This window comes from Streptomyces novaecaesareae (assembly GCF_000716875.1).
GTDB classification, from domain to species: domain Bacteria; phylum Actinomycetota; class Actinomycetes; order Streptomycetales; family Streptomycetaceae; genus Kitasatospora; species Kitasatospora novaecaesareae.
In genome coordinates this window covers 25128-47475 of the sequence record NZ_JNWQ01000020.1, presented here as the reverse complement: position 1 = coordinate 47475, position 22348 = coordinate 25128, and the positions used below count along the sequence as shown (strand labels likewise).

23 protein-coding genes, 3 tRNA genes and 1 pseudogene are annotated in these 22348 nt (G+C 73.3%); 13 read left to right on the top strand and 14 right to left on the bottom strand.

Features of this window, described 5'->3' with window-relative positions; genetic code table 11:
- Nucleotides 1-37 precede the first annotated feature (37 nt).
- Nucleotides 38-343, bottom strand: coding sequence for a hypothetical protein (locus tag OP86_RS09985; RefSeq protein ID WP_234434980.1), 306 nt, complete (start codon nt 341-343; stop codon nt 38-40).
- A gap of 231 nt (nt 344-574) precedes the next feature.
- Between OP86_RS09985 and OP86_RS09980 the strand changes: the two genes are divergently transcribed.
- Nucleotides 575-647 (top strand) — tRNA-Asn (locus OP86_RS09980).
- 62 nt (nt 648-709) lie between these two features.
- Nucleotides 710-782 (top strand) — tRNA-Asn (locus OP86_RS09975).
- Between the two features lie 122 nt (nt 783-904).
- Here the strand turns inward: OP86_RS09975 and OP86_RS09970 are convergent.
- Entirely contained in the window at nt 905-1654 is a 750-nt protein-coding gene (locus OP86_RS09970) for a trypsin-like serine peptidase (RefSeq protein ID WP_033331509.1), read from the bottom strand.
- A gap of 106 nt (nt 1655-1760) precedes the next feature.
- Nucleotides 1761-2615: a trypsin-like serine peptidase gene (locus tag OP86_RS09965; RefSeq protein WP_030258311.1), complete on the bottom strand. Its 855-nt coding sequence runs from the start codon at nt 2613-2615 to the stop codon at nt 1761-1763.
- Between the two features lie 191 nt (nt 2616-2806).
- Here OP86_RS09965 and OP86_RS09960 point away from each other — a divergent pair.
- Nucleotides 2807-2880: transfer RNA gene (locus OP86_RS09960), tRNA-Ile, on the top strand.
- Between the two features lie 216 nt (nt 2881-3096).
- Here the strand turns inward: OP86_RS09960 and OP86_RS09955 are convergent.
- Both OP86_RS09955 and OP86_RS09950 read right to left on the bottom strand, forming a co-directional pair.
- Nucleotides 3097-4635 (bottom strand): DHA2 family efflux MFS transporter permease subunit, encoded by a 1539-nt coding sequence (locus OP86_RS09955; RefSeq protein WP_078588933.1) that lies wholly within the window; start codon nt 4633-4635, stop codon nt 3097-3099.
- Between the two features lie 25 nt (nt 4636-4660).
- Nucleotides 4661-5242, bottom strand: coding sequence for an NADPH-dependent FMN reductase (locus tag OP86_RS09950; RefSeq protein ID WP_030258318.1), 582 nt, complete (start codon nt 5240-5242; stop codon nt 4661-4663).
- Between the two features lie 128 nt (nt 5243-5370).
- On the opposite strand from OP86_RS09950, the gene OP86_RS09945 reads away from it, so the two are divergent.
- The 5 genes from OP86_RS09945 (at nt 5371) to OP86_RS09925 (ending at nt 8996) form a co-directional block, all read left to right on the top strand.
- Complete coding sequence (locus tag OP86_RS09945; protein ID WP_030258321.1) at nt 5371-6027, top strand: TetR/AcrR family transcriptional regulator; 657 nt, start codon at nt 5371-5373, stop codon at nt 6025-6027.
- Between the two features lie 88 nt (nt 6028-6115).
- Nucleotides 6116-7063 carry an SPFH domain-containing protein gene (locus OP86_RS09940; RefSeq protein WP_030061161.1) on the top strand — a complete coding sequence of 316 codons (948 nt, stop codon included), beginning with the start codon at nt 6116-6118 and terminating at the stop codon, nt 7061-7063.
- Nucleotides 7064-7072: 9 nt separating this feature from the next.
- Nucleotides 7073-7300: a type II toxin-antitoxin system antitoxin gene (locus OP86_RS09935; RefSeq protein ID WP_033331506.1), complete on the top strand. Its 228-nt coding sequence runs from the start codon at nt 7073-7075 to the stop codon at nt 7298-7300.
- Between the two features lie 38 nt (nt 7301-7338).
- Entirely contained in the window at nt 7339-7977 is a 639-nt protein-coding gene (locus OP86_RS09930) for a GOLPH3/VPS74 family protein (RefSeq protein ID WP_030061158.1), read from the top strand.
- Between the two features lie 83 nt (nt 7978-8060).
- Entirely contained in the window at nt 8061-8996 is a 936-nt protein-coding gene (locus OP86_RS09925) for a 1-aminocyclopropane-1-carboxylate deaminase/D-cysteine desulfhydrase (protein ID WP_030061157.1), read from the top strand.
- 4 nt (nt 8997-9000) lie between these two features.
- Here OP86_RS09925 and OP86_RS09920 read toward each other — a convergent pair whose 3' ends face one another.
- Both OP86_RS09920 and OP86_RS09915 read right to left on the bottom strand, forming a co-directional pair.
- Nucleotides 9001-10533: an LCP family protein gene (locus tag OP86_RS09920; protein ID WP_078588935.1), complete on the bottom strand. Its 1533-nt coding sequence runs from the start codon at nt 10531-10533 to the stop codon at nt 9001-9003.
- A 118-nt stretch (nt 10534-10651) separates the two neighbouring features.
- Nucleotides 10652-11116 carry a MarR family winged helix-turn-helix transcriptional regulator gene (locus OP86_RS09915; protein WP_030061154.1) on the bottom strand — a complete coding sequence of 155 codons (465 nt, stop codon included), beginning with the start codon at nt 11114-11116 and terminating at the stop codon, nt 10652-10654.
- 102 nt (nt 11117-11218) lie between these two features.
- Here OP86_RS09915 and OP86_RS09910 point away from each other — a divergent pair, with 102 nt between their 5' ends.
- Nucleotides 11219-12244 carry an NADP-dependent oxidoreductase gene (locus OP86_RS09910; RefSeq protein ID WP_030061152.1) on the top strand — a complete coding sequence of 342 codons (1026 nt, stop codon included), beginning with the start codon at nt 11219-11221 and terminating at the stop codon, nt 12242-12244.
- A gap of 364 nt (nt 12245-12608) precedes the next feature.
- Nucleotides 12609-13103 (top strand): DUF3145 domain-containing protein, encoded by a 495-nt coding sequence (locus tag OP86_RS09905; RefSeq protein ID WP_030061150.1) that lies wholly within the window; start codon nt 12609-12611, stop codon nt 13101-13103.
- 63 nt (nt 13104-13166) lie between these two features.
- Here the strand turns inward: OP86_RS09905 and fabF are convergent, their stop codons facing one another.
- The 5 genes from fabF to OP86_RS09880 form a co-directional block, all read right to left on the bottom strand.
- On the bottom strand, nt 13167-14432 hold the full coding sequence (fabF, locus tag OP86_RS09900; protein WP_030061148.1) for a beta-ketoacyl-ACP synthase II: 1266 nt from the start codon (nt 14430-14432) through the stop codon (nt 13167-13169).
- A 184-nt stretch (nt 14433-14616) separates the two neighbouring features.
- Nucleotides 14617-14859, bottom strand: coding sequence for an acyl carrier protein (locus OP86_RS09895; RefSeq protein WP_030258327.1), 243 nt, complete (start codon nt 14857-14859; stop codon nt 14617-14619).
- A gap of 79 nt (nt 14860-14938) precedes the next feature.
- A complete protein-coding gene (locus tag OP86_RS09890; protein WP_030061145.1) occupies nt 14939-15970 on the bottom strand; it encodes a beta-ketoacyl-ACP synthase III in 1032 nt (343 codons plus the stop codon).
- On the bottom strand, nt 15967-16917 hold the full coding sequence (locus tag OP86_RS09885) for an ACP S-malonyltransferase (protein ID WP_030061144.1): 951 nt from the start codon (nt 16915-16917) through the stop codon (nt 15967-15969). The genes OP86_RS09890 and OP86_RS09885 overlap by 4 nt, the downstream gene beginning before the upstream one ends.
- 91 nt (nt 16918-17008) lie before the next feature.
- On the bottom strand, nt 17009-18205 hold the full coding sequence (locus OP86_RS09880; RefSeq protein ID WP_051829920.1) for a PucR family transcriptional regulator: 1197 nt from the start codon (nt 18203-18205) through the stop codon (nt 17009-17011).
- Between the two features lie 205 nt (nt 18206-18410).
- Between OP86_RS09880 and OP86_RS09875 the strand changes: the two genes are divergently transcribed.
- The gene (locus OP86_RS09875) at nt 18411-19187 is read left to right on the top strand and encodes a pirin family protein (RefSeq protein ID WP_030258330.1); all 777 of its coding nucleotides are present in this window, start codon (nt 18411-18413) and stop codon (nt 19185-19187) included.
- A gap of 3 nt (nt 19188-19190) precedes the next feature.
- On the opposite strand, the gene OP86_RS09870 is transcribed toward OP86_RS09875, so the two are convergent.
- Nucleotides 19191-20021, bottom strand: coding sequence for a serine hydrolase domain-containing protein (locus OP86_RS09870; protein WP_030061139.1), 831 nt, complete (start codon nt 20019-20021; stop codon nt 19191-19193).
- Between the two features lie 131 nt (nt 20022-20152).
- On the opposite strand from OP86_RS09870, the gene OP86_RS09865 reads away from it, so the two are divergent.
- Both OP86_RS09865 and OP86_RS34680 read left to right on the top strand, forming a co-directional pair.
- Complete coding sequence (locus OP86_RS09865) at nt 20153-20656, top strand: MerR family transcriptional regulator (RefSeq protein ID WP_078588937.1); 504 nt, start codon at nt 20153-20155, stop codon at nt 20654-20656.
- Nucleotides 20657-20757: 101 nt separating this feature from the next.
- Nucleotides 20758-21610: pseudogene (locus tag OP86_RS34680) on the top strand (aldo/keto reductase); the annotation flags it as partial.
- Between the two features lie 94 nt (nt 21611-21704).
- Here the strand turns inward: OP86_RS34680 and OP86_RS09855 are convergent.
- The gene (locus OP86_RS09855; RefSeq protein ID WP_030061135.1) at nt 21705-22283 is read right to left on the bottom strand and encodes a TIGR03086 family metal-binding protein; all 579 of its coding nucleotides are present in this window, start codon (nt 22281-22283) and stop codon (nt 21705-21707) included.
- Nucleotides 22284-22348 lie beyond the last annotated feature (65 nt).

Here is a 22348-nt window from a genome sequence, read left to right as displayed (position 1 = left end):
CGGTGGGGCTCCCGTTCACCGTGGCCTCACCGCCCCGTCACGGGCGGAAGGTACCCCAGCCGTCGTCCTCCGGCCGGGCGCGGTTGAAGTACGGCACCCGGTCCGTGACGGCCGACGGCAGGTGGCCGCCGACCCGGTCCGCGACCGCGCCCGCGGCCTTCCCGGCCACCGCGCCGGCCTGCTGTCGTGCCCGGTCGGTCGCGCCCTGCACCGTGGGGCTCTGGGCGATCTGCCGGGTGACCTTGGCGATCTGTTCGTAGCGCCGGCGCCCGGCCCGCGAGCCCAGGACGTAGCCGGCCGCGAAGCCCGCGGCCAACGACAGCTTCCACATGATCGGATCCACCCTCTCCTGGCGGCCTTCTGCCGCATTGCCCTACCCGTCCGTCGGGACGGCGAACCGTCCGCGCCCCCAGCATCCCCGGGTGCGGCGCCGGGCGCGCGCGGGGCACGCCGTCCGGCAAGCCCGGGGCGACCGCGGAAAGCGATTGGCGGACCACCCCCCCGAGTGCGCTAATGTATGTCCCGCAGCGAGCGCCGCGGAGCCCGGGAAACCGGGGGCCGAGGCGGAAGCCGATCCCCCATAGCTCAATTGGCAGAGCAGCCGACTGTTAATCGGCAGGTTATTGGTTCGAGTCCAATTGGGGGAGCTCGGGACGAGACCCTTCCGGGGTCGTCTTCCCGTCCGTGGTACGGAAGTTGAGTGCCGTGATCCCGCATAGCTCAATTGGCAGAGCAGCCGACTGTTAATCGGCAGGTTATTGGTTCGAGTCCAATTGCGGGAGCTGCGCCGGGCCCGCCCGGTGACTGCTCAGAGCGAAGGCCCCCCGGTCGACCGGGGGGCCTTCGTGTTGTGCCCGCACGGTGTCGGGCGCGTCACGTCGAGGGGCCCGGGCGGGGCCCGGGGTCAGGCGGTGGCCTTGCCGTAGAGGTCGGCGACCCGCTGGTCGAAGGTGACGCTGTACGAGGTGCCGGGGGTGTTGCCGCCCTCCTGGTAGCCGCCGATCACGCCGACCACCGAGCCCTTCTCGGTCACCCACGGGCTGCCGCTGGTGCCGTCGGTGTAGCCACCGCAGTCGAAGCGCTCCTGGGTGGCGCTCTGCGAGCTGGTGCGGACCGCGCAGGTGATCGGCTCGTCGCTCTCGTTCGGGTAGCCGGTCACCGAGACCGACAGGCCGAAGCCCTGGCCGGTGTCGATCGGGTTGCCGCCCACCGCGTCCTCGACCTGCCGGCCGTCGACCGGGCCCACGGTGACGAACGCCACGTCGTACTCGGGGTCGTCGCCGGCCGCCCAGCGCGGGTCGATGGTGACCGTCCGCACCGGCCAGGTCCCGTACGGGGTGGCCCCGTTGCGGTAGCCCGGGGTGAACACCAGGCCGTCCAGCAGGCCGATCCGGCGGCTCTGCACGCAGTGCGCCGCGGTGACCAGCAGGTTGTGCCGGGGGCTCTGCACAACGCTCGCGGTGCAGGCCCGGGGGCCCTGCGCGGTGTGGATGGAGAGGGTGCCGATCCGGTCCCGGGCGGGGCTGTGCCGGGCGACCTCGGCGGTCGGCGCCCCGTCCTGCTGCCCGCCGCACGCGGTGCCGGCGGCGAGCAGCAGGACGGCCAGCGCGGCCGTTCGTACCGTGTGCGCGGGCCGTGCCGGGCGGGGGGCCATCGGGGCTCCGTCTCGTTCCTCGGGGCGGGCACCGGTGTCGTGCGTTCCGCCGTTCGTGAGGAAGATCTACCAGGCCGTGCCCGGCGGCGCCACCGGCCCCTCCGGCTCAGCCGGTGGCGCGGTCGTACAGGGCCTGGACGCGGTCGCCGAAGTAGCTGCTGTACGAGGTGTCCGGGTTGTTGCCGCCCTCCTGGTAGCCGCCGATCACGCCGACCACGGTGCCGGTCCTGGTCGTCGGGTCGAAGTCGGTGACCCAGGGGCTGCCGCTGGTGCCGCCGGTGTAGTCGGGGCAGTCGATGCGCAGTTGGGTGGGGCTCTGCTGGGAGGTGGTGTTGGAGCAGGTGATCGGGACCTCGCTGCTGCCCGGGTAGCCGGTGACCTTCACCGGGAGCCGGTAACCGCGGTTGACGCCCAGTCGGTTGGCGCCGAGCACCTGCTGGACCTGCTGCCCGTTCTGGGCCTGGACGACCGCGAAGGCGACGTCCACGTCCGGGTCGGCGTGGTCCTTCCAGGCGCCGTCCACGGTGACGGCCAGCAGCGGCCAGACGCCGCTGGGGGTCTCGCCGTCCCGGTAGCCGGGGACGAAGACGAGGTCGCTGCGCTGGCCGAGCTTCGGGTCCCAGACGCAGTGGGCGGCGGTCACGATGAGGTTGAGCCCGGCGCTGTCGACCACGCTGGCGGTGCAGAAGTGGTCGCCGTCGGCGTTGCGGGTGAAGACCGCGCCGACCAGGCCGTTGAGGACGGTGGGCTTGGCGGTGCGGGTGACTCCGGTGTGCCGGCCGGTCGCGCCCTTGAACCGCTGCCTGTTCCAGCCGTGGCTGCTCCCCGAGGCGGCCGTGGCCGGCGCGGAGGTGACCGTGGGCACGCCCCCGCCGGGCCCCGCCGAGGTGGTGCAGCCCGTCACCGCCAGCAGCAGCGCGACCAGCCCGGCCGCCCCCGCCCCCGCCCTACGTATCGTCATCCGCCCAGGCTGCCCCGGGCGGGGGCTCGGCCGCCACCCGAGCTGTGCCGGCCGGAGAGGCGCGCGCCCTCCCGCACCCAGGTGCGCCCCCGGCGCGCACCACGGGTGATCGACCGGCTATGCTGCCCGGGACGGCCTCGCTGGGGCCGTCTGCTGCTGCCGTGGCCGAGGACCGGCGCGCGCGGCGAACCGGGGCGGTAGCTCAGCCGGTTAGAGCAGGGGACTCATAATCCCTTGGTCGTGGGTTCGAGTCCCACCCGCCCCACCGTGAACAGCCGACGCACCGTCAGCGAAAAAGCTGCTCTGACCTGGTGAAACGTCCAGATTCCGATCGGAACTGTAGGGCACGGGGCGGCCCGATGGCCTGATGCCACGCCGAGATTCACCCGCCAGTGGACTTCTCGTGGACATGGCGCAGGTGAGTGGACTGCTGACCGCGAGCGCGCCGTCGACTCGGCGCCCGCCGACGAGACGCTGCCCCTCACCGTGACTTGGTGCTCCCGGACTTGGTGCTCCCGGCGCCGGCGCCCGGGGGCCGGCGGGAGAGCAGCAGCGCGGGCAGCAGGGCGAGTGCGAGCAGGGCGACGGCCCAGCCGTAGGTGTCCCGGAAGGCGTCCGCGAGGCCGGGGGCGAGCGCGGCCCGCGCGGCGCCGTCCGGGGCCTGCACCGCGGCCAGCCCGCCACCGGCCTCCCCGCCGGCGACTGCGGTCGGCAGCCGGTCGGCCATCGCCCCGGTGAGCAGGACGGACATCAGGGCGGTGCCGACCGAGCCGGAGACCTGCTGGACGATGGTGACCAGGGTGGTGGCGGCCGGGACCTCGGCCGGGGCGACGCTGCGGGTGGCGGCCGCCATGGCCGGCATCAGCGTCATGCCGATGCCCGCCCCCATCACCACCAGGGCGGCGATCAGGTGGGGGTACGGGGTGTCGGCGGCGACCTGGACGGTGAAGCCGAGGAAGCCGGTGGCGGCCACGGCGGTGCCGATGACCACGATCCGGCCGGGGGCGAAGCGGTCGGACAGCCGGCCGGAGAACTGCATGGTGATGCCGGTGGCGAGCGCCTGCGGGATGCCGAGCAGGCCGACACCGGTGGCGCTCTGGCCGCGCACCAGCTGGTAGTAGAGCGGGAGCAGCAGCATCGAGCCGAAGTAGCCGCAGCCGAACAGGGCGATGGTGGCGGCGGGGCCGGCGAAGGCGCGCCGGGCCAGCAGCCGCAGGTCGATCAGCGGCTGCGCCGCGGTCAGCGCCCGGACGACGAACCCGGCGACCAGGGCCGCGCCGGCCAGGGTGGGCAGCAGGCTGCCGGCCGCGGCGGGGTGTCCGTGCTCGGCGCCCAGCCCGTAGATCAGTGCGGCCAGGCCCGGGGGGAGCATCAGCAGGCCGGGCAGGTCCAGCCGGCGGCGGGCGCCGCCGCCGTCGCGGGGCAGCAACCGGGCGGCGAGGACGAGGGCGACCGCGCCGAGCGGCAGGTTGACCAGGAAGACCCAGCGCCAGGAGGCCTCGTCGACCAGCCAGCCGCCGAGCACCGGCCCGGCCAGCGGGCCGATCAGGACGGGGATGCCGAGCACGCTCATGGTGCGGCCGGTGCGGGCCGGGTCGGAGGCGCGGACCAGGACGGTCATCCCGACCGGCATCACCATGCCTCCGCCCAGGCCCTGGAGGACGCGGAAGGCGATCAGCGAGGGGGCGTCCCAGGCGGCGCCGGCCAGCGCCGAGCCGAGCACGAACAGCGTGAGCGCGGTCAGGTAGAGGCGGCGGGTGCCGAACCGTCCGATCGCCCAGGCGGTGACCGGTGTGACGGTGGCGAGCGCCAGGGTGTAGCCGGTGGTGACCCACTGGATGGTGGCCAGCGGGGCACCGAAGTCCCCGGCGAGGCGGTTGAGGGCGACGTTGACGATCGTGGTGTCGAGGACGGTCATCAGCGAGCCGAGGACCACGACGACGGCGACGGCCGCGGTGGCTGTGCCGGTGGCTGCGTCGGTGGCTGTCCCGGCCGTGACCGGCTCGGTGGCGGTGCTCATCTTCTTCGTTCCCCGCGGCCGCGGTTCAGACGCCGTACGGGCGGACGGTGCGGGCGTCCCGGAGCGCGTGCGCCCACCAGGTGAGCTGGTCGAGCATGCCCTTGGTGGCGCCGTTCTGGACGGTCGGGTCGACCGGCTCGCCGTCCTCGCCGAAGAGGCTCCAGACGTTGTGGAAGCTGACGGTGTCCCGGACGGTGACGGCGTGCAGCTCGGCGAAGACCAGCCGGAGCTGCTCGACCGCGCGCAGCCCGCCGCCGAGACCGCCGTAGGAGACGAAGCCGACCGGCTTGGCCCGCCACTCGGCGCCGTGCAGGTCGATGGCGTTCTTGAGGGCGGCCGGGAAGCTGTGGTTGTACTCCGGGGTGATCACCACGAAGGCATCGGCGGCGGCCAGTCGGGGCGAGAGGGCGGCGTGCCGCTCGGCCTGCTCGGCGGTGGGCTCCTCGCCCACGTGGGCCAGCGGGTGCTCGGCCAGGTCGACGACGTCGATGTCGAGGTCCGCGCGCTGTCCGGCGGTCCGGACGAACCAGTCGGCGACGGTGGGCGCGAAGCGGCCCTGCCGGGTGCTGGCGATGATGACGGCGAGGCGGAACGGGGTCTCGGACATGGCTGTCTCCAGGGGTGCGCTGCTGTTCTGTCACCGCCCGTTCGGACGGCACGTCAGGTAAAGTACAACGTGTATGGCAAGAAGTACAACGGTGACTGCAATTTTTCGAGGGCACTGAAGGAGACTCCATGACCAGCCGGCAGGAAACGCCGGACCGGCCCCGCCGGGGGCTGGCCGAGAAGCGCCAGGCCATCACCCGGGCCGCCCGCACGGTCTTCGGCCGGGACGGCTACACCCGCGCCAGCATCGACGCCATCGCGGCGGAGGCCGGGGTGTCCACCCGCACCATCTACAACCACTTCGCGGGCAAGGAACTGCTCTTCCAGACCGTCGTCCGGGAGAGCGCGGCGCAGGTCGCCGACGCCCAGCTGGACATCATCGAGCGCCGGCTCGGGAAGGTCACCGACCTGGAGGCGGACCTCACCGCGTTCGCCCTGGCCTGGGTGACCCCGCTGACCGAGTTCGCCGACCACTTCGGGCTGGTGCGCCAGATCAACGCCGAGGCCCGGCACCTGCCGAAGGCCGCCCTGGACGCCTGGCAGGAGGCCGGACCGCGCCGGGTGTCCGCCGCCCTCGGGCAGCGGTTCGGGGAGCTGGCCGAGGACGGGTGGCTGGAGGCGCCGGACCCGGGGCGGGCGGCCGCGCACTTCGTGCTGCTGACCGCGACGGAGGTCACCCAGCGGTCGTACTGGGGTGCGTACCCGCTGGGCCGGGCGGAGACCGAGGAGATCGTCGTCGCCGGCGTCCGGGCCTTCCTGCGCGCCTACGCGGCACCCCGCCGGTGACGCGGGCGGGGCCGGCCCTGGCGCGCTGCGCGAAAAAAGTGATATCACTTTGCCAACGGATGCGACACTCGCCGAAGGAGTCGGTCTCATGGCCACGCCGCGTTTCGCCGTCGAGGACGGCCCTGCCCTGGACCTGCCGGTCCCCAAGATCACCGAACGGATCATCACCGGGGCCGCCGGGCTGCCGGTGCTCTTCGGCGCGCTGTTCGGCCTGGCCGCCGGAGTTGGGTCGGTCATCACCGGCGCGATCCAACTGGCGGGCGGGAGCAAGGGGTTGGGCGTCACCCTGGTGATCGCCGGGCCGGTGCTGCTGCTGACCTCGCTGCTGCTGCTGTGCGGGCTGACGGTGGTCTCGCCCGGCCAGGCCCGGGTGGTCCAGCTGCTCGGGCGCTACCGCGGCACCATCCGTGCCGAGGGCCTGACCTGGCTGAACCCCTTCACCAGCCGCCGCCGGATCTCCACCCGGATCCGCAACCACGAGACCGAGACCACCAAGGTCAACGACGCGGACGGCAACCCGATCGAGATGGCCGCCGTGGTGGTCTGGCAGGTCGAGGACACCGCGATGGCGGTCTTCGAGGTCGACGACTACACCGACTTCGTCGCCATCCAGACCGAGACGGCCGTCCGGCACATCGCCAGCAGCTACCCGTACGACGCCCACCACGAGGGCCAGTTGTCGCTGCGCGACGGCGCGGACGAGATCGCCCGCAAGCTCTCCGCCGAGATCGCCGAACGGGTCGCCTCGGCCGGCGTGCGGGTCGTCGAGTCCCGGATCACCAGGCTCGCGTACGCGCCGGAGGTCGCCCAGGTGATGCTCCAGCGCCAGCAGGCCGGGGCCGTGGTCGCGGCGCGCAGGCTGATCGTCGAGGGCGCCGTCGGTATGGTCGAGGAGGCGCTGGACCGCCTCGCCGAGCGCGACGTGGTGGAGCTGGACGAGGAGCGCAAGGCCGCCATGGTCAGCAACCTCCTGGTGGTGCTCTGCGGCGACCGCGGCACCCAGCCCGTCGTGAACACGGGCTCCCTCTACCAGTAAGGCGCGGCATTGGCGACGGAACGGAAGAAGATCCTGTTGCGACTGGACCCTTCAGTTCACGACGCACTCGCCAGGTGGGCCGCGGACGAACTGCGCAGCACCAACGCGCAGATCGAGTACCTGCTCCGCCGCGCCCTCGGCGACGCGGGCCGGATGCCCAGCGGCGCGAACCGGCTTCCCCGGCGCGGACGCCCGCCCAAGGAGAGCCCGGAGGACGGCGGCTCCGAAGGGAGCTGACCGACGGCCGGGCCCGCGACGACCTTTCGGAGACCGACATGGACCAGCCCGTCACCCTCCCCGAGAAGCTGTACCTGCTCGCCTACGATCCGCGGCGCGAGCGGATCACCGCCACCATCAAGCTCGACCTGGTCGTGCGGGCGGCGGCGCTCACCGAACTCCTCCGCCGCGGGCTGATCCGGGACGACGGCCGACACCCGGCCGCCGTGGACGGCGTGGGCGGCGCGGCCGACGGCCTCGACCCGCTCTCCGCCTCACTGCTGGAGCAGATCCGCCAGGGGCGGCGGCGCAGCTGGAAGAGCTGGATCGGGCGCCAGGCGTGGTCGGCGCGGGTGGTCCGCGACGGGCTCAGGGCCGCCGGCCGGATCCGGGTCGAGGAGCACCGGGTGCTCGGGCTCTTCCCGGTCGCGCGGGTCACCCTGCCGGAACCCCGGCTGCGCAAGGCGCTGGCGGCGAGTGTCACGTCGGCGCTGAGCGGCCCGCTCAGCCGGGTCGACCCGGCGGACGCCGCCCTGGTCGCGCTGGTCGACGCCGCGCGGCTGGGCTCGGCCCTGACCTGGCGCCAGCGCCGTGAGTTCCGCACCCGGATCGACAAGCTGGCCCCCGCCGCCGGCCCCGTCCCGCGCGCGCTGCGCCGGGCCGTCAACGCGCAGGGCGGGGACGGCGGGGCGGGCTGACCGGACGGCACGGACCCAGGGCCTGCCCGGCCGCCGCCACCGGCGGCCGGGCTCCTGCCGTTCGGGGCCCGTAAGCTGGCCGGGTGCTCGAACCCGCCCTGCTGCCGACCCCGCTGGTGGACTGCACCGACGAGGTCTTCGCCCGGGCCGGGGTGGAGCTGCGGCTCAAGCGGGACGACCTGCTGCACCCGACCGTCCCCGGCAACAAGTGGCGCAAGCTGGCGCCCAACCTGGCCGCCGCCGTCGAGCAGGGCCACACCCGGCTGCTGACTTTCGGCGGGGCGTACTCGACCCACCTGCGGGCCGTCGCGGCCGCCGCCGGGGTGCTGGGGCTGGAGAGCGTCGGGCTGGTCCGCGGCGAGGAACTGGCCGACCGGCCGCGCAACTGGTCGCTGCGGGCCGCCGAAGCGGCCGGGATGCGGCTGGAGTTCCTGACCCGGGCCGCCTACCGGGAGGCCACCGGCCGGGCCGCCGGGGACGGCCCGACGGACGAGGGCACGGTGGACGACATGCGGCGCCGCTGGGGCCGCTGCCTGGTGCTCCCGGAGGGCGGCTCCAACGCCCTGGCCGCCGTCGGCGCGGCCGCGATCCCGGCGGAACTGCCCGACCTGGGCGAGCGCGACGTGGTCTGCTGCCCGGTCGGCACCGGCGGCACCCTGGCGGGCATCGCGGCGGGCCTGCCGCCGGGCGCGCGGGCGCTCGGGGTGGCCGTGCTGCGCGGCGGCGAGGGCTACCTGGAGGCGGAGGTGGCCCGGCTCCACCGGGCCGCCTACGGACGCGAGTTCGGCAACTGGCGGATCGACCACGGGCACCACGGCGGCGGCTACGGCAAGGTCCCGGCCGAACTGGCCGCCTTCGCCGTGCGCTTCGAGCACCGCCACGGTGTCCCGCTGGAGCGCCGTTACGTCGCCAAGCTGCTCGCCGCGCTGACCGACCTGGCCGCGGCGGGCGCCTTCCCGCCCGGCACCCGCCTCACCGCCGTGGTCACCGGGCTGCCGGACCCTCAGGACACCCCGTAGGGCCTCAGCCGAAGGTCAGGTTCGCGCAGGGGTCGGTGTCGGCGTTGCGGGTGTTCTCCGCTATGCCGGTGGGGATGCCGCCGGGCGACGGGAGACCGGGGGTGGCGCCGGCCGTGGTGTCGGGGGTGGCGCCCGGTGCCGGGCTGGGGGCGGACACCGAGTCGATCCGGGTGCCCGCGGCGCGGTAGTCGGCGCCGAGGGTGACGGTGATCGCCCCCGAGCCGGGCTCCTCGACCGCCCGGGCGCCGGGGAAGAGCGCCACCACCTGGTCGGCGGTGGCCTTCAGCGCGGGGTCGTACCCGATCCGGGAGGTCTGGTGCCCCGGCTCGTTGGAGCCGAGCGTGACGTTCGCGAAGCCGCGCGCCTTGAGCGTCTCCGCGCCGGAGCCCGCCAGTCCGGCGGTGCCGACCCCGTTCACCACGGTGATCGGCGCCGCGGCCTGCTCGGGGGTGAGCGGGGTGTCGGCGCCCGCCGGTGCGCCGGGGCCGGCGGTGGGGGAGGAGGTCGCCTGGCCCGTCCCGGCGGTGCTCTGCCCGTCCAGGGTGCGGTCCTCGCGCAGCAGCTTCCACAGGGCGTCGGCGTCCGGCTGGACGAGGCGCACCCGCTCGCCGGCGAAGCGCCAGGGGGCGGTCACGAAGGTGACGTCGGAGAGCTTGATGTCCTGGACGGAGCGGGCGAAGTCCACCAGCTTCATCGCGGTGCCGAGCCCCTCGTCCACGGTGAGCGACTTGGTGGCGGCGTCGGCCAGCGGCAGCAGGGTGGGCAGGGAGAAGCCCTGGCTCTGGACCTTCTTGATCATCGAGGAGAGGAAGGCCTGCTGGCGCTTCATCCGGCCTATGTCGGAGTTGTCGCCGATGCCGTGGCGGGCTCTGAGGTAGTCCACCGCGGACTGCCCGGAGAGCTTCTGCAGGCCCTTCTTGAGGTGTATGCCGTACTGGTTGACGTCGTTGGGCACGCAGGCCTCCACGCCGCCGACGGCGTCGGCCATCGCGGCGGCGCCCTTGAAGTCGACCACGACGGTGTGGTCGATCCGCAGCCCGGTGAGCTTCTCCACGGTGTTCTGGGTGCAGGCCGGGTTGCCCTTGGGGTACTCGCCCACGGTGAAGGCGGAGTTGAACATCTGGTCGGTCTTCGGGGTCGTCCAGGTGCCGTTCTGCAGCTTGCAGGACGGCATGGTGACCAGGGTGTCGCGGGGGATGGAGACGCCGACGGCGTGCTTGTGGTCGGCGTAGATGTGCACCACGATCGCGGTGTCCGAGTGGCCGACGCCCTCGTCGCCGCCGCCCAGCGAGTTGTTGCCGTCGTCGCGGGTGTCGGAGCCGAGCAGCAGCACGTTGACCGGCACCTGGGCGCCGGGGGTGGCCGGGACCGGGGCCGGCGGGCGCTCGGTGGCGACGCCGCCCGCGTCGAAGGTGGTGATGTTGTCGTCCAGCCGGTGGTAGAACCAGGCTCCGGCTCCCACGACCGACAGCACCAGAACGGCGGCCAGGCCGATCGCGGTCCGCAGGTAGCGGCGCCGGCGCGTGCTGGTGCTCATCCTCCGTGCCCCCCGTTTCAGGTCTCTCGCGTTCGATGTTCGAACGTTAGACGTTCCGGAAGGCCGTTCGGTTACCCCCGATGGGCGAACGGATCGCCTCCCGGGCCTGTGATGCTGGTCACGCTCCGGGGCCGGAGGCGCCCGTGAGCATTCGCCGGAGCAGGTCGCGCAGGACCGTCCGCTCGTCCGGGCCGAGCGATGCCAGCGGCTCGCGGGCGAAGTTCAGCGACTCGCGCAGCTCCTCGGAGGCGGCCGCGCCGGTGTCGGTGGCGGCGACCAGCTTGACCCGGCGGTCCTGCCGGTCGGCCTCGCGGGTGACGAAGCCGCGGGACTCCAGCCGGTCGACGATGCCGGTGATGTTGGACGGTTCGCAGCTGAGCGTCTGGGCGATCTGGCGCATCGGCATCGGTCCGCGCCGCAGCAGGGCGAGGACCTTGGCCTGGGCGCCGGTGAGCGAGCGGGCGGCGGCGGCCTCCTCGTACTCGCGGTGGAAGAGCGCGACCAGGTTGGCCATCAGGTCGACGACCTCGCGGGTGATCTCGTCGGGCTGCGGCGTGGCGCCCTGGGCCGGCTGGGTGTCCATGGTCCAGAGTCTACCTGAAAAGTTGACAAGGTGAACCTTTCATGTCCATCGTTACTTAAGTTTCTCAACCTTTCATGCACCTGAACCGCAAGGAGCACCACCATGGCAGAGCAGGCCGCCCCCGCGACCGCCCGTGAATGGCACCTCGCCGCCCGCCCGCAGGGCTGGCCGGTGGAGTCCGACTTCGCCCTGGTCGAAGCCCCGGTCCGGACTCCCGGCCCGGGCGAGATCCTGGTCCGCAACGCCTACCTCTCGGTGGACCCGTACATGCGCGGCCGGATGAACGACGTGCCCTCGTACGTCCCCCCGTTCCAGCTCGGCAAGCCCATGGACGGCGGCGCGGTCGGCTACGTGGTGGCCTCGGAGGCCGAGGGCTTCGCCCCCGGCGACGCCGTGCTGCACGGGCTCGGCTGGCGCGAGTACGCGACCGTGGACGCCCGGCAGGCCGTCAAGGTCGACCCGGCCGCCGCCCCGCTCCCCGCCTACCTCGGCGTGCTCGGCATGACCGGCCTGACCGCCTACGCCGGCCTGCTCGCCGTCGGCGGCCTCAAGGAGGGCGACAAGGTCTTCGTCTCCGGCGCGGCCGGCGCGGTCGGAAGCATGGTCGGCCAGATCGCCAAGCTCAAGGGCGCCTCCCTGGTGGTCGGTTCGGCCGGCTCGGCGGAGAAGGTCGCCAAGCTGGTCGACGAGTACGGCTTCGACGCCGCCTTCAACTACAAGGACGCCCCGGTCCGCGAGCAGCTCGCCCAGGCCGCCCCGGACGGCATCGACCTCTACTTCGACAACGTCGGCGGCGACCACCTGGAGGCCGCGATCGGCGCCCTCGGCGTGCACGGCCGCGCGGTGCTCTGCGGCGCGATCGCCCAGTACAACGAGACCACCGCGCCCGCCGCCCCGCGCAACCTCGCGCTCGCCATCGGCAAGCGGCTGCGCCTGGAGGGCATGCTGGTCGGCGACCACGCCGCGCTGCGGCCGCAGTTCGTCGCCGAGGTGGCCGGCTGGCTGAAGTCCGGCGAACTGCGCCACGCGGAGACCGTGGTGGACGGCTTCGAGAACACCGCCGAGGCCTTCCTCGACCTGCTGCGCGGCGTCAACACCGGCAAGATGGTCGTCCGCCTGGACGGCTGACGCATCATCAGCGATCCGAGACGCCCCGCCGCCCCCTCCCGGGCGGCGGGGCGTTCTGTCGAGAAGGTTCGCAGTCGGGCGCGGGGGAGCGGGCCGCACTACCGCATTCCGGTCGGATCTGAAAGTGCGTCATCCATCCCGTGGGACGGCGCGGTACGGTGGTCCCGCCTGGTGATGGGGCCGTTCGGGGGAGAGATCCGACCGAGGGGTAGACCTCGTTGAGGATTCGACTAGCATTGAGCGAAAGCCTGTCCGTTTTGCTCAATTTAGTGACTTAATGTCGGCTAACGTGGGTAACTGTGGATCAACTGCAGGCACGAGGCAGCTGGGGAAGGCGACCCTCGTCCACAGCCTGGAGGTCCCGGTGACGACACGTGGAGTTCTCTACATCCACTCCGCGCCCCGCGCGCTGTGCCCGCACGTCGAGTGGGCCGTCGCGGGGGTGCTCGGTGTACGGGTGAGCCTGGACTGGATCCGCCAGCCGGCCTCACCCGGGCACTGGCGTGCCGAGCTCTCCTGGCAGGGGGAGCCCGGTACGGCCTCGAAGCTCGCCTCCGCACTGCGCGGCTGGCAGCTGATGCGGTACGAGGTGACCAGCGAGCCCTGCGCCACGGCGGAGGGGGAGCGCTACAGCAGCACGCCCACGCTCGGCATCTTCCACGCTGTCACGGGCATCCACGGCGACATCCTGATCCCCGAGGACCGGTTGCGCGCCGTCCTGCTCCGCGCCCGCAGCGAGGGGGCCGACCTGGAGGCCGAGATCGCCCGGCTGCTCGGCAAGCCCTGGGACGACGAACTGGAGCCGTTCCGGTACGCGGGCGAGGGTGCGCCGGTGCGCTGGCTGCACCAGGTGGTCTGAGCCCGGCGGGTACGACGAAGGGGCCGACGCTCTGCGCGAGCGTCGGCCCCTTCCCCGTGTGCGTCAGCGGGTGCGGAAGGCCAGCACCACGTTGTGGCCGCCGAAGCCGAACGAGTTGTTCAGCGCCGCGATCCGGCCCTCGGGCAGCTTGCGGGCCTCGCCGCGTACGATGTCCGCGTCCACGTCGTCGTCCAGGTCGTCGACGTTGATGGTCGGCGGGGCGAGACGGTGGTGCAGGGCCAGCACGGTGGCGACGGTCTCGACGCCGCCGGCGCCGCCCAGCAGGTGGCCGGTCATCGACTTGGTGGCCGAGATGGCGATGTGGTCGAGGTCGTCGCCGAGCTCCTTGCGGAGCGCCTTCAGCTCGGCGGTGTCACCCTGCGGGGTCGAGGTGGCGTGCGCGTTGACGTGCACGATCTCGGCCTTGTCCAGCTCGTTGCGCTCGAACAGGTCGGCCAGCGCGCGGGCCACGCCGGCGCCGGTGGGCTCGGGCTGGGCGATGTGGTGGGCGTCCGAGGACAGGCCCTGGCCCACGGCCTCGCAGTAGATCCGGGCGCCGCGGGCCTCGGCGTGCTCGATCGACTCCAGGACCACCACGCCGGCGCCCTCGCCCAGGACGAAGCCGTCGCGGGCCTTGTCGTACGGGCGGGAGGCGTGCTCCGGGTCGTCGTTGTTCTTGGACATCGCCATCATGCTGGCGAACGCGGCGATCGGCAGCGGGTGGATCGCGGCCTCGGTGCCGCCGGCCACCACGACGTCGGCGCGGCCGGTGCGGATCATCTCGATCGCGTAGCCGATCGCCTCGGCGCCGGAGGCACAGGCGGAGACGGGGGTGTGCACACCCGCGCGGGCGCCGACCTCCAGACCGACGTTGGCCGCCGGGGAGTTGGGCATCAGCATCGGGACGGTGTGCGGGGAGACCTTGCGGGCGCCCTTCTCCTTCAGCACGTCGTACTGGTCGAGGAGGGTGGTCACGCCGCCGATGCCGGAGGCGATGACGGTGCCCAGGCGCTCGGGGGCGAGCTTGGAGGACTCGTCGGTGGCAGGGGTCTCGTAGCCGGCGTCGGCCCAGGCCTCGCGGGCCGCGATCACGGCGAACTGCGCCGAGCGGTCCAGCTTGCGGGCCAGCGGGCGGGGCAGGATCTCGCCGGGCTCGACGGCGGTGCGCGCACCGATCCGAACCGGCAGCTCCTCGGCCCACTCCTCGGTCAGGGCCGCCACACCGGACTTACCGGCGACCAGGTTCTCCCAGGTGCCGGCGGCGTCGGCGCCCAGCGGCGTGAAGGCGCCGATACCCGTGACGACCACGGTGCGATTTTCAGCGGTCACTGGTTTCTTCTTCTCTCACGTGTGCGGGGGGTCGGCGGGAGCCGAGGAAGGGCCCGGCCGGGCGCCCCGGTGGGGCGTCCCGGCCGGTTGGTCGGCCCGGCTCGGACGAGCCGGGCCGACAAGGTCAGCCGTCGGAGGCGTGCGGGACGCCGGACGGGCTGGCCGAATCGAGCGAGTCGATCGATCAGGCGTTGCTGAGGATGTACTCCACCGCGTCGCCGACGGTCTTCAGGTTCTTGACCTCGTCGTCCGGGATCTTGACGTCGAAGCGCTCCTCGGCGGCCACGACGACCTCGACCATGGACAGCGAGTCGACGTCCAGGTCATCGGTGAAGGACTTGTCGAGCGCGACATCCTCGGTCGGGATACCGGCGATCTCGTTGACGATCTCGGCGAGACCTTCCAGGACCTCGTCCTTGGTAGCCATACTGGCTGCTCCTCTTCAGTGTTGAACGTGTCCGGCCGGCGGCCGGGCACAGGCTTGTGAATCAGTGGGCGAAACGCGCCTAGGGGAGCGTAACGACTGCCGCGGCGTACACGAGACCCGCCCCGAACCCGATGATCAGCGCCAGGTCGCCGCTGTGGGCCTCGCCGGTCTCCAGCATCCGCTCCATCGCGAGCGGAATGGAGGCCGCGGAGGTGTTGCCGGTCTCCGCGATGTCACGGGCGACCGGCACCGACTCCGGCAGCTTCAGCGCCTTGATCATGGCGTCGGTGATCCGCATGTTGGCCTGGTGCGGGATGAACGCGCCGAGCTGGTCGGCGGTCACCCCGGCGGCGTCCAGCGCCTGCTGGGCGACCTTGGCCATCTCCCAGACCGCCCAGCGGAAGACCGGCTGGCCGTCCATCCGCAGGTACGGCCACTTCGTCTCCTCGCCCACGCCGTTGACGGCGTCGGACTTGGCGAAGGCGGTGTCCCAGGCCTCGGTCTGGGTGATGACGTCGGCCTGCGAGCCGTCCGAACCCCAGATCAGCTTGCCGATGCCGGGGGTGTCGGACGGGCCGACGATCGCGGCGCCGGCGCCGTCGCCGAAGATGAAGGCGGTCGAGCGGTCCGACTTGTCGGTCAGGTCGCTGAGCCGCTCGACGCCGATCACCAGCACGTACTCGGCGTTGCCGCCGCGGATCATGCCGTCGGCCAGGCCCAGGCCGTAGCCGAAGCCGGCGCAGGCGGCCGAGATGTCGAAGGCCGGGGCGTTGCCGCAGCCGAGGCGCTCGGCGATCTGGGTGGCGATCGCCGGGGTCTGCTTGAGGTGCGAGACCGTCGCGACGATCACGCCGCCGATCTGCTCGGGGGAGATCCCGGCCTGCGCGATGGCCTTGCCGGCGGCCTGCACCGACATCTCGGCGACGGACTCCTCCGGGCCGGCCCAGCGGCGCTCGGCGATCCCGCTGCGGGTGCGGATCCACTCGTCCGACGAGTCGATCCACTCCAGGACCTCGGCGTTGGGAATCACCCGGACCGGGCGGTAACCGCCGACGCCGTGGATGCGCGAGTACTGCGCGCCCGTGGCGGGGCGGATCTGGGGCTTGGTCATGCGGTGATCTCCTGCTCCTGACCGCCGTGCTCCGCGACGAGCTCGCGGGCCTTGTCCAGGTCGGCGGGGGTCTTGAGGGCGAGCGTGGCCACACCCTTGAGGTTGCGCTTGAGCAGTGCGGTGAGGGTGCCCGCGGGGGACAGCTCGATCACCGCCGTCGCGCCCAGCTGCCCGAGGGTCTCCATGCAGAGGTCCCAGCGGACCGGGTTGGAGACCTGCGACACCAGGCGCGCCAGCACCTCGGCGCCGGAGTCCACGACCCCGCCGTCCTTGTTGGAGACGTACCGGACCTGCGGGTCGGCCGCGGTCAGGGTCGGGGCCAGCTCGGCCAGCCGCTCGACACCCGGGGCCATGTGCTCCGTGTGGAACGCGCCGGCCACCTTCAGGGCGATCAGCTTGGCACCGGCCGGCGGGTCCGCCTTCAGCGTCTCCAGCTGGGCCAGCGTGCCGGCGGCGACGATCTGGCCGCCGCCGTTGTTGTTGGCCGCGGTCAGGCCGTGTTCGGCCAGCTTCGCGGCGACGGCCTCCGGGTCGCCGCCGAGCACGGCGATCATGCCGGTCTCGGTGACGGCGGCGGCCGCGGCCATCGCCCGGCCGCGCTCACGGACGAAGGTCAGCGCGTCGTGGGCGCTGAGCACCCCGGCGCCGGCGGCGGCGGTGATCTCGCCGACGCTGTGGCCGGCCACGGCGCCGACCTGCTTGCGGGCGAGCTCCTCGTCCGGGAACAGCGCACGGGCGGTCACCAGGCCGGCCGCGACCAGCAGCGGCTGGGCGACGGCGGTGTCCTTGATCTCCTCGGCGGACGCCTCGGTGCCGGCGTGCACCAGGTCGAGCCCGGCGACCTCCGACCAGCCACGCAGGCGGTCGGCGACACCGTCCAGCTCCAACCAGGGGCTGAGGAAACCGGGGGACTGGGCACCCTGTCCAGGGGCGACGATTACGAGCACGGTTCAACCCTCTCTCGCCAGGCGCCCAGGGGCGGGTAGGCGACGGTAACGAAGAAAACCATCCGGGATTGTATGGTCCCTACACTCCGGCTCAGCCGGGCTCTCCGGCGTCGGTCAGCCGGCCGAGGGCCAGCGCGATCCGCAGAGTGAACGCCGAACGCACGTCGGAGGGCGCGTACCCCGTGACGTCGGTCACACGTCGGAGCCGGTAGCGCACCGTGTTGGGGTGGACGAAGAGCATCCGGGCCGCCCCCTCCAGCGAGGAGGCCTGCTCCAGGTAGACACTCAGCGTCTCCAGCAGTGCCGAGCCCGCCTCGTCCAGCGGTGTGTAGATCTCCTCCACCAGCTGACGACGGGCGGCCTGGTCCCCGGCCAGCGCCCGCTCGGGCAGCAGGTCGTCGGCCAGCACCGGGCGCGGGGCGTCCGGCCAGGCCGCGCAGGCCCGCAGTCCGGCCGTGGCGGCCTGCGCCGAGCGGGTCGCGGAGAGCAGATCGGGCACGGTCGGGCCGACCACCACCGGCCCGGGCGCGAACTGGCCGATCAGCGCCCTGGCCGCCTGTACCGGCTCCTTCTCGCCGCCGACCACCACCACCAGGCGCTTGCCCAGCACACCGGTCAGCACGTGCAGCTTGGCGTACCGGGCGGCCCGGCGGATCGCCTCGACCACCAGCTCGCTGTCGCCGTCCGGCGCGCTGCCGATCACCACCCGGATCTGGCTGGGCTGGCCCCAGCCGAGCGCCGCGGCGCGGGAGAGCACCCCCTCGTCGGCGTCGCCGGACAGCAGCGAGTTGACCACCAGCGCCTCCAGCCGGGCGTCCCAGGCGCCGCGCGCCTCGGCGGCCTGGGCGTACACCTGGGCGGTGGCGAAGGCGATCTCCCGGGCGTAGACCAGCACCGACTCGCGCATGTCGGCCTCGTCGCCGGGGGCGGCCACCTCCTCGATGGCCTCCTCCATCACCTCGATCGTGGTGCGGATCAGCTCGACGGTCTGGCGCAGGGTGATCGCCCTGGTCAGCTCGCGCGGGGCAGTGCCGAAGACGTCGGTGGAGATGGCCTTCGCGGACTCGGGGTGGCGGTACCACTCGGTGAAGGCGGCGATGCCGGCCTGGGCGACCAGGCCGATCCAGGACCGGTGCTCCGGCGGCATCCGCCGGTACCAGCCGAGCTGGTCGTCCATCCGCGAGATCGCGGCGGTGGCCAGCTTGCCCGAGGACTTCTCCAGCCGCTTGAGCGTCGCCGCCCGGCGCTCGGCGCGCTCGGCGGCGGTTCTGCGCTCCTGCGCCGTCAGACGGGGCGCCGCGCGGCCGGGACGGTCGCGGCCCGACCGGGGAGCCGGGCTCTTCCCGGTCGGTTCGGGCACGGGACTGGGTTCGCTCTTGGAGTTCGCGGAAGCGGCTGGCACAAGGACAAGACTGCCTCACGTGAGTGACTGCTCGTGCACACCCCCGGCGGAGCGGCCCGGTGGCAAGAGTCACACCTACTACCGTGGGGGCGTGACCGATGCCGCTGACCGCCCCCGTGCCGACCTGCGCCGCGCCGCCGAGCGCTACCGCTCCACCCCGGCCGAGGGCATCGAGACCCGACACGCGTTCTCCTTCTCCGGGCACTACGACCCGAAGAACACGCACTTCGGCGCGCTGCTCGCGTGCAACGAGGAACTCCTCGCCCCCGGCGCGGGGTTCGAGGAGCACAAGCACCGGGACACCGAGATCCTCACCTGGGTGCTGGAGGGCGCGCTGGCCCACCGGGACTCGCACGGCCACAGCGGGGTGGTCCGCCAGGGGATGGTCCAGCACCTCGGCTCCGGCTCCGGCGTCACCCACACCGAGCGCAACGTCGGCGGCGCCACCGGCCCGGTCCGCTTCGTCCAGATGTGGCTCCAGCCGGACGAGTTCGACGCCGACCCGGTGTACGGGCTGCGCAGGGTGGAACCGGCGGACGGCGGGTTGACGCTGCTCGCCTCCGGGCTGGCGCGCGACACCGGGACGGACGCCCTGCGGCTGCGCCGCCGCGACGCCGCGCTCTGGCTGGCGACCGCCGGGCCGTGGCAGCCGCTGCCCGAACTGCCCGAGGCCCCCTGGCGGTACGCGCACCTGACGGCCGGCTCGCTGGGCTACCGGACGATCCCGGGGCCCAAGGGCGGCGGCCGCTCGATGGCCCCGGGCGACAGCGTGCGGATCACCGGCGAGGCCTTCGCCGACCCGACGGCGGGCGAGGCCGGCGCGCAACTCCTGCTCTGGGAGATGCACTCGCCGGTCTCGTACGGCTAGGGCCTACCGGAGCTCTGCGAGCACCGCGTCGGAGAAGGCGGGCCAGGCCTCGACGGCCCAGGGCCCGAAGTCCCGGTCGGTGAGCGCGATGCAGGCCGCGCCCGCCTCCGGGTCGACCCAGAGGAAGGTGCCGGACTGGCCGAAGTGGCCGAAGGTGGCGGGGGAGTTGCCGGTGCCGGTCCAGTGCGGGCTCTTGCCGTCGCGGATCTCGAAGCCGAGGCCCCAGTCGTTCGGGCGCCGGTGGCCGTAGCCGGGCAGCACGCCGCTGGTGCCGGGGAAGGCGACCTCGCGGGTGGCCCGCCGGACGGTGGACGCGTCCAGCAGCTTGGGCGCCTGGAGCTCGGCGGCGAACCGGGCGAGGTCGGCGACGGTGGACAGGCCGCCGGCGCCGGCCGGGGACTTGTGCGCGGTGTTGATCAGGGTGTCGGCCATGCCCAGCGGCTCGAACACCGCCTCGGCGACGTAGCGGGAGAACTCGATCCCGGCGGCCTCGGACAGCGCCCGCGCCAGCGCGTCGAAGCCCGCGTTGGAGTAGAGCCGGCGGTTGCCGGGCTCGGCGAACACCCGGTCCTCGTCGAAGCCCAGGCCGGAGGTGTGTGCGAGCAGGTGGCGGACGGTCGCACCGGGCGGCCCGGCCGGGTCGTCCAGTTCGAACACGCCCTCCTCGACCGCGACCAGCGCCGCGTACGAGGTGAGCAGCTTGGTCACCGACGCCAGCGGGAACAGGTGCTGCTGCGGCCCGTGCGCCCCCAGCACCGCGCCGTCCGCCCCCCGGACCACCGCCGCCGCGGCGTGGGGCACCGGCCAGTTCTCGATCACACGCAAGCTCTCCATGGACCTCGACTGTAGTCGGGGCGGGAGACGGGTGGCGGGGGCACCCGGCTGCCGGGCCGGGCGGGCTTGCTTGGAGTGCACTCCAACTCGGTAGCGTTTTTCCCGTCGCACGAGACAGGGGGAAACGATCCATGGCCGTACCCGCACGCATCGAGGCGGACCTGCGCAGCTGCTCCGAGGTGTTCAACCGAGCCCCCGGCGGCGATCCGGACCGGACCCCGCGGCACACCATCAGCGAGGTCGCCGTGGCGAGCGGGCTCACCGCGCACACCCTGCGCTGGTACGAGCGGATCGGCCTGCTGGACCCGGTCGACCGCGCGGCCGGCGGCCAGCGCCGCTACTGCGACGCCGACCTGCACCGACTGGCCTTCCTGGGGCGGCTGCGGCTGACCGGCATGTCCGTGGCCGACATGCTCAAGTACGTCGACATGGCCCGCCAGGGCGAGCGGACCTACGAGGACCGCCGGCAGCTGCTGGTCGACCAGCGCGAGGAGGTCCGGCAGCGGATCGTCGACCTCCAGGCCACCCTGGCCGTCCTCGACTACAAGATCGATCTCTATGCCGGGAAGGTCGCCGACGCCACCGGCGTCCCGGCCGAATGCCAGTACCACCAAGAGGAAGAGCAGAGCGCTTGACATCAGCCTCCGGCCGAAGCTGGAGGATTCCGACCCTCGCGGGTCCGCAAAAGGATCCGATCCATTCCCCGGCCCCGGTCGGGGGTTTGTGGAGGTATCACATGACTCACCCCGTCCTTCCCACCGTCGAACTCGGCACCGGCGGCCCGCTGGTGGGTGTCCAGGGCCTCGGCTGCATGGGCATCAGCGAGTTCTACGGCCCGACCGACTCCGACGAGGCGCTCGCCACCCTGGACGCCGCGCTGGACACCGGTGTCACCCTGTTCGACACCGCCGACATGTACGGCTTCGGCCGCAACGAGGAGTTCGTCGGCCCCTTCGTCCGGGCCAACCGGGACAAGGTGGCGATCGCCACCAAGTTCGCCATCGAGCGCTCGGAGGACGACCCGGCGCGCCGTCCGCAACGACCCGGCGTACATCCGGGCCGCCGTCGACGCCTCGCTGCGCCGCCTCGGCGTGGACGAGATCGACCTCTACTACATGCACCGCCGCGACCCGGCCGTGCCGCTGGCCGAGTCGGTCGGCGCGATGGCCGAGCTGGTCCAGGCCGGCAAGGTGCGCCACCTCGGCCTGTCCGAGGTGACCGGGGCCGAGCTGCGCGAGGCGCACGCCGTCCACCCGATCGCCGCGCTGCAGTCCGAGTGGTCGGTGTTCGCCCGCGACGTCGAGCGCTCGGCGGTGCCGGCCGCGGCGGAGCTCGGCGTCGCCTTCGTGCCGTACTCGCCGCTCGGGCGCGGCTTCCTCACCGGCGCCTTCCAGGACGCCGGGAAGCTCGCCGAGAGCGACTTCCGGCGCACCCACCCGCGCTACACCGGCGACAACGCGGCCGCCAACGGCGAACTGCTCGCCCCGCTGCGGGAGATCGCGCAGGCCCACGGCGTGACGCTCGCCCAGGTCGCGCTGGCCTGGGTGCACCAGCGCTCCGAGGTGCACGGGCTGACCGTCGTGCCGATAGTGTCTTTCCCGGGGGGGGGGGGGGGTGGGGGGCGGGCGGAAGGGGGCGGGGGGGGGGCCCGGGGGATCCCCCCCCCCCCGGGCCCCCCGCCTCTCAGGCCGTGCGGCCCAGCCAGGCCGCCAGGCGGGTGTGGACGTCGGCGTCCTCGGCGACCGGCTGCACCTCGCCGAACGGGACGCCCTCGACCCGGCTCTCGCGCGGCAGGACGAGCTCGGCGATGGCCAGCGCGGTGTGCGCCAGAGTGTCGTCCAGCGCGAAGCCGCCGTCCAGGGCCCGCGCGATGTCCCAGGTGTGGGTCACCGTCTCCATCACGTAGCCGCCGACCACCATCGCGCCGGGCACCTCGCCCCAGGGCGCGGCGGTCGGGCGGCCGAGCTTGGCGTCCTCCGCCCAGGCGGCGGCCGCCCGGGCGCGGGCGCGGCCCAGCGCGGCCGGCCAGCCGTCGTCCCCCGGGTCCTCGATGGCGGCCACGATGTCCTCGGCGCGGCCGCCCTCGCCCAGGTACGCGAAGCGGTGGATGCCGCCGACCACGTGGTTCAGCAGCTGCCGCAGCGTGAACTCGGTGCACGGGGTGGGCCGGTCGAGGTCGGCCGGGGTGATCACGGCGAACAGCTTCTCCAGCTGGTCGAGGGCGAGCAGGTACTGCGGCCGGGCATCCTGGACGGCGGTCATATGCGGTCAACTCCCTGGTATCGGGCGGTCCTTCGGGCTCGGAACGCAATCTCCCAGTAAAACCT